This window comes from Streptomyces solincola (assembly GCF_002982015.1).
In the GTDB taxonomy this organism is placed as follows: Bacteria; Actinomycetota; Actinomycetes; order Streptomycetales; family Streptomycetaceae; genus Streptomyces; species Streptomyces solincola.
In genome coordinates this window covers 1-16,870 of record NZ_PVLV01000003.1, presented here as the reverse complement: position 1 = coordinate 16,870, position 16,870 = coordinate 1, and the positions used below count along the sequence as shown (strand labels likewise).

The 16,870-nt window shown below is 71.5% G+C and carries 16 protein-coding genes and 3 pseudogenes; 13 read left to right on the top strand and 6 right to left on the bottom strand.

Annotation, left to right across the window (positions count from 1 at the left end; genetic code table 11):
* Positions 1-19 precede the first annotated feature (19 nt).
* Positions 20-1,138: a lipid II:glycine glycyltransferase FemX gene (locus tag C6N75_RS00160; RefSeq protein ID WP_105866761.1), complete on the bottom strand. Its 1,119-nt coding sequence runs from the start codon at positions 1,136-1,138 to the stop codon at positions 20-22.
* Between the two features lie 140 nt (positions 1,139-1,278).
* Complete coding sequence (locus C6N75_RS00155; protein WP_105866760.1) at positions 1,279-1,602, bottom strand: hypothetical protein; 324 nt, start codon at positions 1,600-1,602, stop codon at positions 1,279-1,281.
* A 270-nt stretch (positions 1,603-1,872) separates the two neighbouring features.
* Between C6N75_RS00155 and rpsF the strand changes: the two genes are divergently transcribed.
* From rpsF to rplI, 4 genes are all read left to right on the top strand, one after another.
* Positions 1,873-2,163 carry a 30S ribosomal protein S6 gene (gene rpsF / locus C6N75_RS00150; protein ID WP_105866759.1) on the top strand — a complete coding sequence of 97 codons (291 nt, stop codon included), beginning with the start codon at positions 1,873-1,875 and terminating at the stop codon, positions 2,161-2,163.
* Between the two features lie 71 nt (positions 2,164-2,234).
* Positions 2,235-2,819, top strand: coding sequence for a single-stranded DNA-binding protein (locus tag C6N75_RS00145; RefSeq protein WP_105866758.1), 585 nt, complete (start codon positions 2,235-2,237; stop codon positions 2,817-2,819).
* Between the two features lie 66 nt (positions 2,820-2,885).
* The gene (gene rpsR / locus C6N75_RS00140) at positions 2,886-3,122 is read left to right on the top strand and encodes a 30S ribosomal protein S18 (protein WP_005315025.1); all 237 of its coding nucleotides are present in this window, start codon (positions 2,886-2,888) and stop codon (positions 3,120-3,122) included.
* Between the two features lie 18 nt (positions 3,123-3,140).
* Complete coding sequence (gene rplI / locus C6N75_RS00135; RefSeq protein ID WP_105866757.1) at positions 3,141-3,587, top strand: 50S ribosomal protein L9; 447 nt, start codon at positions 3,141-3,143, stop codon at positions 3,585-3,587.
* A gap of 248 nt (positions 3,588-3,835) precedes the next feature.
* Here the strand turns inward: rplI and C6N75_RS00130 are convergent, their stop codons facing one another.
* Positions 3,836-5,173, bottom strand: coding sequence for an MATE family efflux transporter (locus tag C6N75_RS00130; RefSeq protein ID WP_105866756.1), 1,338 nt, complete (start codon positions 5,171-5,173; stop codon positions 3,836-3,838).
* Between the two features lie 442 nt (positions 5,174-5,615).
* Between C6N75_RS00130 and dnaB the strand changes: the two genes are divergently transcribed.
* The 5 genes and pseudogenes from dnaB to pdxR all read left to right on the top strand — a co-directional run bounded on the left by dnaB (position 5,616) and on the right by pdxR (position 10,602).
* Positions 5,616-7,100, top strand: a complete 1,485-nt coding sequence (gene dnaB, locus C6N75_RS00125; protein ID WP_105866755.1) for a replicative DNA helicase — start codon at positions 5,616-5,618, stop codon at positions 7,098-7,100.
* Between the two features lie 104 nt (positions 7,101-7,204).
* On the top strand, positions 7,205-7,615 hold the full coding sequence (locus tag C6N75_RS00120; RefSeq protein ID WP_105866790.1) for a VOC family protein: 411 nt from the start codon (positions 7,205-7,207) through the stop codon (positions 7,613-7,615).
* A gap of 40 nt (positions 7,616-7,655) precedes the next feature.
* Positions 7,656-8,030, top strand: coding sequence for a helix-turn-helix domain-containing protein (locus C6N75_RS00115; protein WP_105866754.1), 375 nt, complete (start codon positions 7,656-7,658; stop codon positions 8,028-8,030).
* Positions 8,031-8,179: 149 nt separating this feature from the next.
* Entirely contained in the window at positions 8,180-8,788 is a 609-nt protein-coding gene (locus C6N75_RS00110) for a LysE family translocator (RefSeq protein WP_105866753.1), read from the top strand.
* A gap of 270 nt (positions 8,789-9,058) precedes the next feature.
* Positions 9,059-10,602, top strand: a pseudogene (pdxR, locus tag C6N75_RS00105) (MocR-like pyridoxine biosynthesis transcription factor PdxR).
* Between the two features lie 309 nt (positions 10,603-10,911).
* Here the strand turns inward: pdxR and C6N75_RS32015 are convergent.
* A pseudogene (locus tag C6N75_RS32015) lies at positions 10,912-11,205 on the bottom strand (transposase); the annotation flags it as partial.
* Positions 11,206-11,572: 367 nt separating this feature from the next.
* On the opposite strand from C6N75_RS32015, the gene C6N75_RS00095 reads away from it, so the two are divergent.
* Complete coding sequence (locus C6N75_RS00095; RefSeq protein ID WP_105866751.1) at positions 11,573-12,982, top strand: serine hydrolase domain-containing protein; 1,410 nt, start codon at positions 11,573-11,575, stop codon at positions 12,980-12,982.
* A 107-nt stretch (positions 12,983-13,089) separates the two neighbouring features.
* On the opposite strand, the gene C6N75_RS00090 is transcribed toward C6N75_RS00095, so the two are convergent.
* Positions 13,090-13,542: a GNAT family N-acetyltransferase gene (locus C6N75_RS00090; RefSeq protein WP_105866750.1), complete on the bottom strand. Its 453-nt coding sequence runs from the start codon at positions 13,540-13,542 to the stop codon at positions 13,090-13,092.
* 44 nt (positions 13,543-13,586) lie between these two features.
* Positions 13,587-14,045, bottom strand: a complete 459-nt coding sequence (locus C6N75_RS00085; protein WP_105866749.1) for a MarR family winged helix-turn-helix transcriptional regulator — start codon at positions 14,043-14,045, stop codon at positions 13,587-13,589.
* 151 nt (positions 14,046-14,196) lie between these two features.
* Here C6N75_RS00085 and C6N75_RS00080 point away from each other — a divergent pair, with 151 nt between their 5' ends.
* The 3 genes and pseudogenes from C6N75_RS00080 to C6N75_RS31035 form a co-directional block, all read left to right on the top strand.
* Positions 14,197-15,423: an MFS transporter gene (locus C6N75_RS00080; protein ID WP_105866748.1), complete on the top strand. Its 1,227-nt coding sequence runs from the start codon at positions 14,197-14,199 to the stop codon at positions 15,421-15,423.
* A 55-nt stretch (positions 15,424-15,478) separates the two neighbouring features.
* Positions 15,479-15,907 (top strand): GlcG/HbpS family heme-binding protein, encoded by a 429-nt coding sequence (locus C6N75_RS00075; RefSeq protein ID WP_105866747.1) that lies wholly within the window; start codon positions 15,479-15,481, stop codon positions 15,905-15,907.
* 655 nt (positions 15,908-16,562) lie between these two features.
* Positions 16,563-16,870, top strand: a pseudogene (locus tag C6N75_RS31035) (hypothetical protein); the annotation flags it as partial.

Below are 16,870 nucleotides of genomic sequence, written 5' to 3'. Positions count from 1 at the left end.
TGCGTCGGTGCGACGCGGTTCAGCGGCGCGACATGTAGAGGTCGAGCGCCTTGTGCAGCAGCTTGTTCAGCGGGAAGTCCCACTCGCCGATGTACTCCACGGCCTCGCCGCCGGTGCCCACCTTGAACTGGATGAGTCCGAAGAGGTGGTCGGTCTCGTCCAGCGAGTCGGAGATGCCGCGCAGGTCGTAGACGGTGGCCCCCATGGCGTACGCGTCGCGCAGCATCCGCCACTGCATGGCGTTGGACGGCCGGACCTCGCGGCCGATGTTGTCGGAGGCGCCGTAGGAGTACCAGACGTGCCCGCCGACGACGAGCATGGTGGCGGCGGAGAGGTTCACGCCGTTGTGGCGGGCGAAGTACAGCCGCATCCGGTTGGGGTCCTCGTTGTTGAGGACGGTCCACATGCGCTGGAAGTACGACAGCGGGCGCGGCCGGAACTTGTCGCGCACGGCCGTGATCTCGTAGAGCCGCTGCCACTCCTCCAGGTCGTGGTAGCCGCCCTGCACGACCTCGACGCCGGCCTTCTCGGCCTTCTTGATGTTGCGGCGCCAGAGCTGGTTGAAGCCCTTGAGGACCTCGTCCAGGGAGCGGTTGGCGAGCGGCACCTGGAAGACGTAGCGGGGCTGCACGTCGCCGAAGCCGGCGCCGCCGTCCTCGCCCTGCTGCCAGCCCATCTTGCGCAGCCGGTCCGACACCTCGAAGGCGCGCGGCTCGATGTGGGTGGCCTCCACGTCCCGCAGCCGCTTGACGTCCGGGTCCTGGATGCCGGACTTGATCGCCCCGGCGTCCCAGCGGCGGATGACCACCGGCGGGCCCATCTTCACGGAGAACGCGCCCTGCCGCTTCAGGTGCGCCAGCATCGGCTGGAGCCAGTCGTCCAGGTTGGGCGCGTACCAGTTGATCACCGGGCCCTCGGGCAGGTACGCGAGATACCGCTTCACCTTGGGGAGCTGCCGGTAGAGGACCAGCCCGGCGCCGACGAGCTGCCCGCTCTGGTCGAACCAGCCGAGGTTCTCCGAGCGCCATTCGGTCTTCACATCAGCCCAAGCGGGGACCTGGCAGTGGCTCGCCGAGGGCAGGCTCTGGATGTACGCCAGATGCTGCTCGCGGCTGATGGTCCTCAGGGTCAGGCTCATGCGGGGCGCTCCTTGGCAGGTGTGTCCCCATCGGTCAGGGGCTCCGGCTCTCGCGCCGAAAGCCTACTGGCACCGCGGAGCGCCCTCACGGGCCCGTGCGCCGGACGGGGACGGGGGGCGCACGGGCGGGGTGGGAGGGGTCAGCCGAGCACGCCGCCGAACAGGCCACCGTGCGCCAGACCGAGCCCCAGGCCGAGCGCCGAGGCGCCCATGCCGATGACCAGACCGGTGCGCTCGCGGGTGGTGACCGAGACGAACTGGCCGTAGGCGCCGGCGACCACGCCGATCAGGCCGGTCCAGGAGCTGATCAGGTGCAGGCTGTGGAACTGGGCGGTGACGAACGCGATCGCACCGAGCACCAGGGTGACGGCCATCAGCGTGTCCTGGAGGGGGTGCGGCTTGCCGTCGGTGGCGAAGAGTGACGAGGAGGGGTGACGACGCGGTCGTTGGAAGGCCTGGGCCATGGGGGACCTCCTGGCTCGCAGAGGACGGCGGATGGTAGCGCCGCACACACTCGATGGGTACAGAGTGAGTGCCACCTCCCGGGAATTTCAACCGGAAGCGGCTGTGCGGGTACTCTGTACGGTCTGCACCGGTATCCCGTCATGCCCGAAAGCAGGAGCCGCCGATTTCGGCGGGGACTGTCAGTGGCTGCGGCTACCGTTGCGTACGCATCACGACCCTCCTGCCACGGAACGACCGTGGCCGCTGAGTCCAAAGGAGGTGGGTTCCACATGCGTCACTACGAGGTGATGGTCATCCTCGACCCCGATCTGGAGGAGCGCTCTGTCTCTCCCATGATCGAGAACTTCCTCTCCGTCGTCCGTGAGGGCAACGGAAAGGTGGAGAAGGTCGACACCTGGGGCCGTCGTCGTCTCGCTTACGAGATCAAGAAGAAGCCCGAGGGCATCTACTCGGTCATCGACCTGCAGGCCGAGCCTGCGGTCGTCAAGGAGCTCGACCGCCAGATGAACCTGAACGAGTCGGTCCTCCGGACCAAGGTCCTCCGCCCCGAGACCCACTGAGCCTCCGGCTCACGGTCGTCGGGTCCGAGTAGCAGCAAGCAGCCAGCAGCAATCCCGCCGAGAGGTACCCCATGGCAGGCGAGACCGTCATCACGGTCGTCGGCAATCTTGTCGACGATCCCGAGCTGCGCTTCACCCCGTCCGGTGCGGCGGTCGCGAAGTTCCGCGTCGCGTCCACTCCCCGCACCTTCGACCGCCAGACCAACGAGTGGAAGGACGGCGAGAGCCTGTTCCTGACCTGCTCGGTCTGGCGCCAGGCGGCGGAGAACGTCGCCGAGTCGCTCCAGCGAGGCATGCGCGTCATCGTGCAGGGCCGGCTGAAGCAGCGGTCCTACGAGGACCGTGAGGGCGTCAAGCGCACGGTCTACGAGCTGGACGTCGACGAGGTCGGCCCCAGTCTCAAGAGCGCCACGGCCAAGGTCACCAAGACCACCGGTCGCGGTGGCCAGGGCGGCTACGGCGGCGGTGGCCAGCAGCAGGGCGGCGGCAACTGGGGCGGCGGCGCCCCGGGTGGCGGCCAGCAGGGCGGCGGAGCTCCCTCCGACGACCCCTGGGCCACCAGCGCCCCGTCCGGCGGCGGCCAGCAGCAGGGCGGCGGAGGCAACTGGGGCGGCAGCTCCAGCGGCGGCGGCTACTCGGACGAGCCCCCCTTCTAGGCCCGACGGGCCTGGGACGGGAAGCGGGCTCGTCACCCCACTTCTTGATCACACAGGAGAAACACCATGGCGAAGCCGCCTGTGCGCAAGCCTAAGAAGAAGGTCTGCGCGTTCTGCAAGGACAAGACCGCTTACGTGGACTACAAGGACACGAACATGCTGCGGAAGTTCATTTCCGACCGCGGCAAGATCCGTGCCCGCCGCGTGACCGGCAACTGCACGCAGCACCAGCGTGACGTCGCCACGGCCGTGAAGAACAGCCGTGAGATGGCGCTGCTGCCCTACACGTCCACCGCGCGCTAAGGAGAGGGTGACCGACTTATGAAGATCATCCTCAAGCACGAGGTCTCCGGCCTCGGCACCGCTGGTGACGTCGTCGACGTCAAGGACGGTTACGCTCGCAACTACCTGGTCCCGCGCGGTTTCGCGATCCGCTGGACCAAGGGTGGCGAGAAGGACGTGGCGCAGATCCGCCGCGCCCGCAAGATCCACGAGATCGCGACCATCGAGCAGGCCAACGAGATCAAGGCCCAGCTCGAGGGCACCAAGGTCCGCCTGGCCGTCCGCTCCGGCGACGCCGGTCGGCTCTTCGGCTCGGTGACCCCGGCTGACGTCGCCTCGGCGATCAAGTCCGCCGGTGGCCCGGACGTCGACAAGCGCCGCGTCGAGCTCGGCTCGTCGATCAAGACGCTGGGCTCGCACCAGGTCTCCGTGCGTCTGCACGCCGAGGTCGCCGCGACGGTCAACGTGGAGATCGTCGCCGCCTGAGCTTCCGGCTCGGGAGGACCGCTGCGCTGAGCAGTACGGCGCTGGGTAGTACGGCGCTGAGCAGGACGGAAGGGGCCGCACCGAAAGGTGCGGCCCCTTCTCGCGTTCGTACCCGGGGAGGATGTTTCACGTGAAACATGCCCGAGAGGCTGAGGGGCAGCGGATCGTCCCGGTGGCGGTCGCGGGTTCAGCGGAGCGCGCTGGTGGCTGCGGGTTCAGCGGGCCGTCCCGGTGGCGGTCGCGGGGGGTCAGCGGACCGCGCCGGTGACGATCCACCGCCCGGACCGCATCCGCAGAGCCAGCGTGACCAGGCGGACGCCCATCATCAGCCCCATCGCCCACCACAGAGCGGTCAGCCCGCCTCCCCACACCGGGATCAGCAGCGCGACCGGCGCGAACACCGCCAGCGTCACCACCATGGCACCGGCGAGGTAGGGCCCGTCGCCCGCACCCATCAGCACCCCGTCCAGGACGAACACCACACCGGCCACCGGCTGGGTGAGGGCCACCACCAACAGGGCGGGCAGCAGGGTGTCCTGGACGGTCGGGTCACCGGTGAACAGCGGGATGAACAGCGGCCGGGCCAGCACCAGCAGCGCGCCCAGCACCACGCCGGACGCCACACCCCACTCGACCATGCGGCGGCAGACCCGGCGGGCCCCGTCCGCGTCGTCCGCGCCCAGATACCGGCCGATGATGGCCTGCCCGGCGATGGCGATGGCGTCCAGTGCGTAGGCCATCAGGCTCCACAGCGAGAGGATGATCTGGTGGGCGGCCACGTCGACGTCGCCGAGGCGGGCGGCGATGGCGGTGGCCAGCAGCAGCACCGCCCGCAGCGACAGCGTCCGCACCAGCAGCGGGACGCCCGCCTTGGCGCTGGCCCGGATGCCGGGCGCGTCCGGGCGCAGCGAGGCCCCGTGCCGCCGGGCGCCGCGGACCACCACGATCAGGTATGCCGCGGCCATGCCACACTGGGCGATGACGGTGCCCCAGGCGGAGCCGGCGATCCCGAGCCCCGCCCCGTAGACCAGTCCGACGTTGAGCGCGGCGTTGGCGGCGAACCCGGCGACGGCGACGTACAGCGGGGTGCGGGTGTCCTGGAGGCCGCGCAGCACGCCGGTGGCGGCGAGGACGATGAGCATCGCGGGGATGCCCAGCGAGGAGATGCGCAGATAGGTGGTGGCGTACGGGGCGGCGGTGCCCGAGGCGCCGAAGAGCTCCACCAGCCAGGGGGCGGTGGGCAGGGTGACCGCGATGACGGCCACGCCGAGCAGGAGCGCCAGCCAGATGCCGTCCATGCCCTGGCGGAGGGCTGCGGGCAGGTCCCCGGCGCCGAGCCGCCGGGCGACGGCCGCGGTGGTGGCGTAGGCGAGGAAGACGAAGACGCTGACCGCGGTGGTCAGCAGCGCCGCCGCGATGCCCAGGCCGGCCAGTTGGGGAGTGCCGAGGTGGCCGACCACCGCGCTGTCGACCAGGACGAAGAGGGGTTCGGCGACCAGCGCTCCGAACGCCGGGACGGCGAGGGAGACGATCTCGCGGTCGTGGCGTCGTCGTTCGCTCCGCGGCTTCGTGGACGGCTGGTTCATGGTGGCAATCTAATCGTCCACAGGTAATGGATACAAGCACAATGGGACCCTTACCTGGTGCTCGGAACGCACCGCCGGGCGAGGGTGGTTCGCCCTGATCTTGACCTGGGCGGGAAACTTTTTCTCCCCCACAGTCGGTGGATGGAGAAATAGCAGGTCAGGGCGGGTGAGGTGGGAGGGGCTATGAGTTTGTCCACATCACTGTCCCCCGGTCCGTGCACAGGTATCGGCAGGTTCTCCACAGCATCCGGGCCTTCACCCACAGGGCCTGTGGATAACCGGATTGGCTGACGGTGCCCACGGGCCTAACGTGGTGCGGCGCTCGACGCGCGAGAAGCGGACCGCCGCACGCGGAGTGGGGCGCCCTGCTTTGTCAGTGTCGTGCCGTAGGAATGAGTGGCACGGCGACATCCGCGGCAGCGGATCGGGAGGAGGTGGGCCGGTGAGCATCCCCGAGCCCTTGGACGAACCGTGGACTGACATCGGTCCCGGCGACCGTCTGCCCGCCTCCCGCCAGCGCGGCGACTTCGCCCGCCGGGGCAAGGGGCGCGAGGAACAGCACGACCGCGGCGGCGAGACCCCCTGGGACAGCGGCGCCGGCGGCTTCGAGCGGGTGCCGCCGCAGGACCTCGACGCCGAGCAGTCGGTGCTCGGCGGCATGCTGCTGTCCAAGGACGCCATCGCCGACGTCGTCGAGATCCTCAAGGGCCACGACTTCTACAAGCCCGCCCACGAGACGATCTACCAGGCGATCCTCGACCTGTACGCCAAGGGCGAGCCGGCCGACCCCATCACCGTCGTCGCCGAGCTGACCAAGCGCGGCGAGGTCAACCGCGTCGGCGGCGCCTCCTACCTGCACACCCTCGTCCAGTCCGTGCCCACCGCGGCGAACGCCCCGTACTACGCGGAGATCGTCCACGAGCGCGCGGTGCTGCGCCGCCTGGTCCAGGCCGGCACCAAGATCACGCAGATGGGATACGCCGCCGACGGCGACGTGGACGAGATCGTCAACTCGGCGCAGGCCGAGATCTACGCGGTCACCGAGCAGCGCACCAGCGAGGACTACCTGCCGCTCGGCGACATCATGGAGGGCGCGCTCGACGAGATCGAGGCGATCGGCTCCCGCAGCGGCGAGATGACGGGTGTGCCGACCGGCTTCACCGACTTCGACTCCCTCACCAACGGGCTGCACCCCGGTCAGATGATCGTCATCGCGGCCCGTCCCGCGATGGGCAAGTCGACCCTCGCCCTGGACTTCGCCCGGGCGGCGTCCATCAAGAACAACCTCCCCAGCGTCATCTTCTCCCTGGAGATGGGCCGCAACGAGATCGCCATGCGCCTGCTGTCCGCCGAGGCGCGGGTGGCGCTGCACCACATGCGCTCGGGCACCATGACGGACGAGGACTGGACGAGACTGGCCCGGCGCATGCCCGACGTGTCCCAGGCGCCGCTGTACATCGACGACTCGCCCAATCTGTCGATGATGGAGATCCGCGCCAAGTGCCGCCGGCTCAAGCAGCGCAACGACATCAGGCTGGTGGTCATCGACTACCTCCAGCTCATGCAGTCCGGCGGCTCCAAGCGGGCGGAGAACCGCCAGCAGGAGGTCTCCGACATGTCCCGTAACCTCAAACTCCTGGCCAAGGAGCTGGAAGTGCCGGTGATCGCCCTCTCGCAGCTCAACCGTGGCCCCGAGCAGCGCACCGACAAGAAGCCGATGGTCTCCGACCTGCGTGAGTCCGGCTCCATCGAGCAGGACGCCGACATGGTGATCCTGCTGCACCGCGAGGACGCCTACGAGAAGGAGTCGCCGCGCGCCGGCGAGGCCGACCTCATCGTCGCCAAGCACCGTAACGGCCCCACCGCCACGATCACCGTGGCCTTCCAGGGCCACTACTCCCGCTTCGTGGACATGGCCCAGACCTGACCGGCAGCCGTGCCGCCGGGGGCAGCCCGCGCCCGGCTCCCGCGGCGTCGGATCGGTCAGTTTTCGAGAAGCCCGGGCGGACCCGCCAGCCTAGGGTCGTGGACATGGACATCACGATTCACACCACCTTCCTCCCGCACGACGACCCGGACGCGTCCGTCGCCTTCTACCGGGACGTCCTCGGCTTCGAGGTCCGCAACGACGTCGGCCAGGGCAAGATGCGCTGGATCACGGTCGGCCCCGCCGGCCAGCCCGGCACGTCCATCCTGCTGGCCCCGCCGGCCGCCGACCCCGGGGTCACCGAGGACGAGCGCCGCACCATCACGGAGATGATGGCCAAGGGCACCTACGGCTGGATCCTGCTGGCGACCCCCGACCTGGACGGCGTGTTCGAGAAGGTCCAGGCGCGCGACGCCGAGGTGGTCCAGGAGCCGACGGAGCAGCCGTACGGCATCCGCGACTGCGCCTTCCGCGACCCGGCGGGCAACCTGGTCCGCATCCAGCAGCTCCGTTGAGCGAGCCGCGTCCCACCGTCCGGAAGGAAGGGTTCCGCCGATGTGCCACCCCTCGTGGGGGCGCGCCCGCCTCGCGGCGCAGCGCCTGGACCAGCTCGCACGGCTCCGACGGGTGCGGGACCGGATCGAGCGGGAGTACGCGCGGCCGCTGGACGTCCTGGCGCTCGCCCGTGCCGTGGACCTGCCGCCCGGGCAGTTGAGCCGCCAGTTCACGCTGGCGTACGCCGCGTCTCCGTACGCCTGTCTGATGAGACGACGGAGGAAGCGGGCGACTGCGCTGCTCCGGCGGGGCGACCGCGGCCTGGACGGGGTCCGCCAGGCGGTCGGCTGCCCGTCCCCGCGCGCCTTCGACATCCGCCTCGCCGAGCCGGCAGTCGGGCGGGGCGGATCCGGCGACGAGCCGGCCGGGGTCTGACCCGGGCCCCTCGCGGGTCGGTCGACGGGATATGGACCGGTGTACCGGGCCGTCTTTGGCTCTGTGGACCGGTCCGTGCGCCCGGCAGGGTGGAGGCGTCCCCACCGCTCGGACCCGATGGAGCCGGGTCCAACCGCTCGGAGGCCTCCGTGAGTTCCGCGTACCTGCTCACCACGCTGGTCGTGGTGGCCACACCCGGCGCCGGCGTGGTGTACACCCTGGCCGCCGCGCTGTCCCAAGGCCGGCGGGCCGGCCTGGTCGCCGCGTTCGGCTCCACCCTCTCCGTCCTGCCGCACCTGGCGGCGTCGGTCGCCGGGCTCTCCGCGCTGCTGCACACCAGCGCGGCCGCCTACGAGACCGTCCGCTACGCCGGGGTCGGCTACCTGCTGTATCTGGCCTGGGCCATACTCCGGAACAAGGGCGCGCTGACCGTCGCCGAGACGGCGTCCGAGCGGACGCCGACGCTCCGGGCGATCGGTTCCGCGATCCTGGCCAACCTGCTCAATCCCAAGGTCACCCTGTTCTTCGCCGCATTCCTGCCGCAGTTCGCACCCTCCGGGCAGGCCGGTTCGCTCGGGTCGATGCTCCGGCTCGGCGCCGTCTTCATAAGGATGACCCTGGTCGTCTTCGCCGGCTACGCGCTCTGCGCCGCCGCGGTCCGCGACCGACTGCTGGTCCGTCCGAAGGCGATGACCGGTTTGCGCCGGGTCTTCGCCGCCTCCTTCGTCGCGCTGAGCGCCCGCCTGGCGGCGGCCTGAGCGCGCGGCGGTGACACCATGGCGCTCGTGGAGCAGCAGGCGGCGCACGGCGACCAGGCGGACGGCGGGCGGAAGAACGGCGGCACCCGCCCGGCACCCGGCCCTGGCACTGCGGCAGGCACCCGCCCGGCAACCGGGCCCGGCCCTGCGGCAGGCACCTGCCCAGCAGCCGGTCCCGGCACTGGGGCAGGTGCCTGCCCGTTATCCGGCCCCGGCCCTGCGGCAGGCACCCGTCCGGTCCCAGGTCCCGGTACTGCGGCAGGTGCCCACATGAGACCCGGCCTCGGCACTGCGGCGGCGTGCCACGACCCCGTACTGCCTGGTCAGTCACCGCCGACGGCGGGCGGCGGGCCCGAACCGCCCGGGTCGGACTTCCTTCAGTTGCGGGCCGGTGACGTGCCGGCGGCCGGCAAGGCCGAGTGGCTGGCCGCGCTGCTGCGGCGGGCGATCGGGGACGGCAGGCTGGGGCTGGGCAGCAAGCTGCCGCCGACCCGGCACCTCGCCGCCGAGCTGCGCGTCTCGCGGGGCGTGATCACCGAGGCGTACCGGCTGCTGACCGAGGACGGGCATCTCTCGGGCCGGCGGCGCGGCGGCACCGTCGTCGTCGCGGCGCCCGCACCACCCCGCACCCCGCCACCGCGTCGCGCGGACCCCAACCCCGGGCCGGACGGGCTCTTCGTCGGCGCACCCGGGTACGAGATCTTCGACGCGCTGCGCACCACGTCCGCCCCGGTGGACCTCACGCCCGGCCGACCGGACCTCACCGCGTTCCCCCGCGCCGCCTGGCTGCGCGCGGAGCGGGAGGTGCTCGCCGGACTGTCGGCCGAGCAGCTCGGATACGGCGACCCGCGCGGCACGGCGCGGCTGCGCGGCGCGGTCGCCGAGTGGCTCGCGCGGAACCGGGGATTTCGCGTCGAGCCGGACGAGGTGCTGATCGTCGCCGGGACCGCCCAGGCGCTCACCCTGCTCGGCCCCGTCCTGCGGGCGGGCGGCGTCGGGGCGGTCGCGGTGGAGGACCCCGGCTCCCTCGGCGTACGCCAGCACCTGCGGTACGGAGGGCTGGACACGCCGCCCGTGCCGGTCGACGACGACGGCGTGCGCGTCGCCGCACTGCGGGCCACCGGCGCGTCCGTCGTGCTGCTCACCCCCGCCCACCAGTTCCCCACCGGCGTTGTCACCAGCGGGCCGCGCCGGCGGGAGCTGCTGCGCTGGGCGGCCGAGGACGACGGGCTGATCCTGGAGGACGACTACGACGCGGAGCACCGCTACGACCGGCCGCCGGCACCCGCGCTGCGCGCGCTGCTGTCGGAGCGGGTCTACTACCTGGGCAGCGTGTCCAAGCTGCTCGCGCCCGCGCTGCGGACCGGCTGGATGGTTCCGCCGCCGCGCTGGCGGGAGCGGCTCCTGGAAGCGAAACGCTTCACCGACCTGGGCAACCCCGTGCTGCCGCAGTTGGTGCTGGCCCGCCTGATGGAGTCGGGCGCGCTGGAGCGGCATCTGCGCACAGTGCGCGCACGCCACCGGCGACGCCGGGACGCGATGATCGCCGCGCTCGCCGAGCAGCTGCCGGGCGCCGTCGTCCACGGCGCGGCGGCGGGGCTGCACCTGACCGTCGGTTACGCGTCGGACGTGCCGGACACCGAGCTGGCCGCGGCCGCGCTGGCCCGCGGCGTGAAGTGCCACCCGCTGTCCTGGTAGGTACCGGCAGCTGCCCGGCCCGCCCGGCCTGGTGCTGGGGTATGCGGCCGTTCCCCCCCGGTGTCGCCGCCGCGGGCGCGAAGGTCCTCGGCGAGTCGCTGCGCGCACTGGGCTGAGGCCTCGCCTCGCCTCGCGTCACCGGCACGGAAGGCCGGCGGGCGGCCAGGCCCCGCACCGGTCTCAGGGTCGCGGCAGCCGCAAGAAGGTCAGGGCCATGTCGGCGGAGCGGGGCGGGGCGCGGCCCGTCGATCGAGGACGTCGGGTCGCCGCCGCGGCCGCCCCACCAAGCCCGCGACGGACGGGACCTTGGCGAGGAGAGACAGAAGCTGCGTGATGTCGTCACCGCGACCGCCGGAACGAATCGCATTCTGAAACGAACAGGTACAAGTTGCGGCGTGATAGCGGGTGAGGTGTGTTTGCCTTGCTCACAGCCGTCTTCGGATATTGGCCGTGAGGTGAAAGACGAGGCCGGCGATGGCGCGGTAGGAGTCGGGCAAGCGGTCTCGGCGATGGGTGCAGTGTGTCAGTTGCTGCTTCCAGCGTTTGTGGTCGGCGAGGGCGTGTTCCACGGTGATGCGGTCGGAAGAGTGGCCGTGGCGGTCGCGTTCCCACTGTTCGACTCTGCTGGGAAGTGCTCCCGGCCGAGATTTTCTCGGCGGTGTGATCGCTCGCCCGCGGAGGTCGCGGCTCAGGCCGAGGCAGCCGTCGTCCAGGAGGACTGCTGGACGTCGCCGATGCCACCCAGCCGGTACTCGTCCGCTCGGCCGACCAGGGCAGCTGCACCTCGCTGGCGATGCCGGTGCGCGACGAGCACCGGGAGGCGGCGGGGGAGTGACTCCGCCCGGGGGGTCCCGGCGACGCACCGCGGTCGACAGCCGCACGGCGTGCCCGGTGTATCGCGGCGGTCGACGGCCGTGCGGTGCGCACGGTGTATCGCGGCGGTCGACAGGCGCAGGGCGGGCTGCCCGGTCTATCGCGGCGGGTGGGCAGCCGCATGGCGCGCCGGGTGGATCGCGCTCGACAACCGCACCGCGTGCCGGTGTATCGCGGTCGACAGGCGCATGGCGTGCCGGATAGACCTGCCGCATGACCACTTCTTCCACTTCGCCCTCGGCGCCCTTCCCGGCCCCCGTACCCCTGCTGCCCGGCACGGAGCGCGCCCTGTTGCACAGGGTCGCCCGTGCCCAGTCGGAGGGGCGCACCCCTTCCCTGGTGGGGGCGGTGGCCCGGGACGGCGCCGTGGTGTGGTCGGGCGGCCGCGCCGCCGAGGGGACGCCCGTACCGGACGCCGACACCCAGTACCGGATCGGCTCGATCACCAAGCCGTTCACAGGCGTGCTGGTGATGCGGCTGCGCGACGAGGGCCTGCTGGATCTGGCCGATCCGCTGGAGAAGCACCTGCCCGGTACGGGCGTCGGCGAGGTGACGGTCGCGCAGTTGCTCGCCCACTCTTCGGGCCTGGCAGCCGAGTCGCCCGCCCCCTGGTGGGAGCGGACCCCGGGGACCCTGCGCCCCGGATTGGGCGACGTGCTCGGGGACGCACCCGTCCTGCACCCGGCCGGCCGGCGGTTCCACTACTCCAACACCGGCTACACCCTGCTCGGTTCGCTGGTCGCGGCGGTGCGCGGGACGAGCTGGGAGGACGTCCTGCGCGCGGAGATCCTGGAGCCGCTGGGACTGCTGCGGACCGGTGTACGCCCTTCCGCCCCGCACGCAGAGGGCTGGGCGGTGCATCCCTGGGCCGATGTGCTCCTTCCGGAGCCCGCGCAGGACCTGGGGATCATGGCGCCCGCCGGACAGCTCTGGTCGACGGTCGGCGACCTGTGCCGGTTCGCCCTCTTCCTCGCAGAGGGCGACGACCGGGTGCTGCGGGCCGAGACGGTACGCGAGATGCGCGCCCCCGCCGTCCCAGCGCCGGAGGGGGAGTGGGACGGGGCCTACGGCCTCGGTCTCCAGATCGAGCGGGTGGCCGGACGCACCCTGGTGGGCCACGGCGGGTCACTGCCGGGCTTCCTGGCGGGGCTTCGCTTCAGCGTGGTGGACGGGGTCGCCGCCGCGGTGCTGACGAACGCCACCTCGGGTCCCCAGCCGGGCGCGGTCGCCGCCGATCTGCTGGGCATCGTCGCCGACACCGAACCTCGCATCCCCGCCCCTTGGCAGCCGCTGCCGGCCGTGGACCAGGAGCTGCTGGCGCTCACCGGGCCGTGGTACTGGGGCACCTACGCCTATGGCCTCGCGGTCGTCGCCGACGGCGGGGTGGAGCTGCGGCCCCTGCGGGGCAAGGGCCGCGCCGCCCGCTTCCGTGCCGAACCGGGCGGCACCTGGACCGGCCTGGACGACTACTTCACCGGTGAGACCCTGCGGGTGGTGCGCGCGCCGGACGGCCGGGTGAGCCACCTGGACGTCGGTTCCTTCGTCTTCACCCGGGAGCCCTATGAGCAGGGAGACGCGGTACCGGGCGGAGTGGACGCGGACGGGTGGCGCGGGCAGCCCTGACGCCGTTCCTCAAGGTGCCGAGTGACGATGTTTCACGTGAAACACACGGTTGCACGTGAACATCGTCACCGTGTTCCTGGGAGGGGCGCGGCGTCAGCGCTCCCGCCTTACAATGCCCGCTTGAAGCCGACATGCGACGCAGCGAAGCCGAGCCGCTCGTAGAACCGGTGGGCGTCGGTGCGGGTGGCGTCCGAGGTGAGCTGGACCAGCCGGCAGCCCTGCCGGCGGGACTCGGCCACCGCCCACTCGATGAGCTGGGTGCCGAGGCCGCTCCCCCGGGCGTCGGCATGTACGCGAACCGCCTCGATCACCGACCGCAGAGCGCCGCGCCGGGAGAGGCCGGGTATGACGGTGAGCTGGAGCGTGCCGACGACCTGGCCCCCCTGGACCGCGACCACCAGGTGCTGGTGTGGGTCGGCGGCCAGACGTTCGTACGCGACGCTGTACGGCGTGAGATCGTCGAGCGACTCGCGCTGCGCACCCAGCGGGTCGTCCGCGAGCATGGCCACGATGGCCGGCAGATCGGCCGGGCGGGCCGCCCTGATGTCAAGATCACTCATGGCCGCAGAGTAGCCCTGTCCGAGCGGCGCACCCAGGGCCGTTCTCAGGCCGGTACGCGCAATTCCTCGACGGCCTTGACCAGGGGGGCCAGCTCGGGATTCCGGGCCGCCTCGTCCAACGCCTCGCGCAGCGCCGTCGCGTTGGTGGGGCGGGCTTCGGCGAGCAGGGTCAGCCCGGCCTCGGTGACATCGGTGTAGATGCCCCGCCGGTCGGTGTCGCACAGGTACCGGGTGAGCAGCCCCCGGTCCTCCAGGCGGGTCACTAGGCGGGTGGTGGCGCTCTGGCTGAGCACCACGGCATCGGCCACCTGCTTCATCTGGAGGTGTCCTCCGGGGCCGTTGTGCTGGCGGCTGAGCACGTCGAGGAGCGAGAACTCGCGCACGCTCAGTCCATGGCCGCTCTCCAGAGCCCGCTCGATGTGCGCCTCGATCCGTCCGTGCAGCAGCGAGAGAGCGCACCAGCCCTGGGAGAGGGCGGTGAGGGCCGGGTCTGTCGCTGTCATCTCTCTGTCTCCTCCATCCGCCGGACGTCCGGAGCGGCGTGCTCCCAGGATAGACGACCGCCGCAATAGCCCGCGCTTGCAATTAACCGGCGTCTGCAATTATTGTGGGCGCTCGTAAGGCGCAGTCGCAATCTATGGAAGGTGTTACCCCATGCCGCTCGCGCTCCTCGCCCTGGCCATCGGGGCCTTCGGTATCGGGACCACCGAGTTCGTGATCATGGGCCTGCTGCCGCAGGTCGCGGCGGACTACCAGGTGTCGATCCCCACCGCCGGCTACCTCGTCAGCGGCTATGCCATCGGTGTCGTCCTCGGCGCCCCTCTGATGACCGCACTGGGCACCCGCGTCTCCCGCAAGCGCATGCTGATGCTGCTGATGGGGCTGTTCATCGCGGGCAACCTGCTGTCCGCCATGGCCCCTGTCTTCGGGCTGATGCTCACCGGCCGGGTCGTCGCGTCCCTCGCCCACGGCGCGTTCTTCGGCATCGGCGCGATCGTCGCCGCCGATCTCGTCGCCCCGGAGAAGAAGGCCGGTGCCATCGCCATGATGTTCACCGGACTCACCGTCGCCAATGTGGTCGGCGTGCCGGCCGGCACCTTCCTCGGGCAGGCCGCCGACTGGCGGACCACCTTCTTCGCCGTCGCCGCCCTCGGCGTGCTCGGTCTGCTGGGCGTCGCCAAGCTGATCCCGGAGCAGCGCAGGGCCGAGGGCACCCGGCTGAGCCAGGAACTGGCCGCCTTCCGCAACGTCCAGGTGCTGCTCGCCATGGCGATGACGGTCCTCGGCTTCGGCGGGGTCTTCGCCGCCATCACCTACATCACGCCGATGATGACCGAGGCCGCCGGCTTCGCCGAGTCCTCCGTGACCTGGCTGCTGGTCCTCTTCGGTCTGGGCATGGTCGCGGGCAACCTCATCGGCGGGAGGTTCGCCGACCGGCGGCTGATGCCGATGCTGTACGTCTCGCTGTCCGCGCTGGCCCTGACGCTCGTCGCCTTCACCTTCACCGCCGACAACAAGATCGCCGCAGCCGTGACCATCGTGCTGGTCGGGGCGTTCGGCTTCGCCACCGTGCCGCCGCTGCAGAAGCGAGTCCTCGACCAGGCGGCCGCAGCGCCCACTCTGGCCTCCGCCATGAACATCGGCGCCTTCAACCTGGGCAACGCGATCGCCGCCTGGCTGGGCGGCATGGTGATCGCGGCCGGGCTCGGCATCACCGCCCCCAACTGGGTCGGCGCCCTCCTGGCCGCCGCCGCCCTGGGCCTGGCCGTCCTCTCCTCGGCATTGGAGCGAGACCAGACCCGCCGGTCGGAGCAGGCCGCCGCCGTCACCGTCAGCACGCTGGCACCCGAGCAGGCAGCCGTCCCCGCGGGCCGGTCCTGACCGCCACTCCCGTATCGCCGGCAGTACTTCCCCCTACCGCAGCAAGGAGCCACCCATGACCACCGCCACCGCCACCGCCGTCCGTCCGCTCACCACGCACGATGCCGAGATCCTGCTCGACACCGCCCGCCGCACGGCTGAGGAGGCCGGGGTCGCCGTCGCGGTGACCGTCCTGGACGCGGGCGGCCATCTACTGGCCTTCCGCCGTGACGACCGTGCCGTGCTGATCGCCGGCGAGACCAGCACCCGCAAGGCGTACACCGCCCTCCAGCTCAACGCGCCGACCGCCGACCTCGTGGACGCGGTCCAGCCGGGCGGGCTCTTCCACACCCTGCCGACGGCGCTGGACCGGCCGCTGCTGTTCATCGCGGGCGGTGTTCCCGTCCACCGCGACGGCCGGCTGATCGGAGCGATCGGCGTCGGCGGCGGAGTACCCGAGCAGGACCACGGCTTCGCCGAGGCAGCGGTCCGCGCCCTCGCCTAGGGCCCGCAGCCCGTCCACCGCGTCCCCCGACGGCACTTCGGTCGGGGGACGCGGTGCGTTCGATGGTGATGTTTCACGTGAAACATCACCCGGCATCCGTTCGAGGTTTCACGTGAAACATCGTCCGGCCCGGTCGAAGGATCGCTGACGGCTACAGGCGTTGGCGCGTGAAGATCGGGAACGGGCTTTGTGCAGAGATCGCGAGGAAGGGGGACGCCCAGGGCAGGCCCAGTGATTCGATGTGCGACGCGGTGATCGCTTGACTGCCGCCTGCTTGACCGGGGTGCGGGCCCTTGCCCGCCGGCAGGCCGCGCTGGTCCGCACGCACGTCCGACAACGGAAGGGTCCCGGGAACTGACAGGACCACACGGCGCGTCCGGGGACACGGCGGTCACGCAGCCTAACGAAATCAGGGGCGGAATACCGGGCTTTTCCCGCTCATGCCGACCAGCCCGGCGACGACTGACATGCTGCGACCACGGCGGCCGACCACGCGCGTCCTTCGGGGCGTGCGGCTCGTATACGCCGGACGCTCGGGCGATACCGTGGGCGAGCGACAGGCAGTGATCACCAGGCAGCAACGGCGAACCGAGGCGCCCTTCCCACCGTGGAAGGCGTCCGGGCCGACCGAAAGATGTTCGAGGCGAGGCACTCTATGGACGCTCCGACCACCACGTCGGCCGACAACGGCACCGCGGGTGACAGCGGCGGGGGTGGCGGTTGGTTCACCCCGCGCAAGCCGGTGAACGGGCCGTCGCACCCTGACGCGGCCGACCCGGCCGCCTCCACTGCGCACCAGCCGGAGGCCGCCAAGGAACCGACTGACGCCGCCGGCCCGGAGCGGGCTGCCGCCACCCGTCGCCCGCTGACCTCCATACGCCTGGTGGGCCATGGAGCCTCCCGGTCGGCCGCCACGCCGCACCACCGAGCGTCGCCCGCCGACCCGGCCCCGCTATCGCCCCT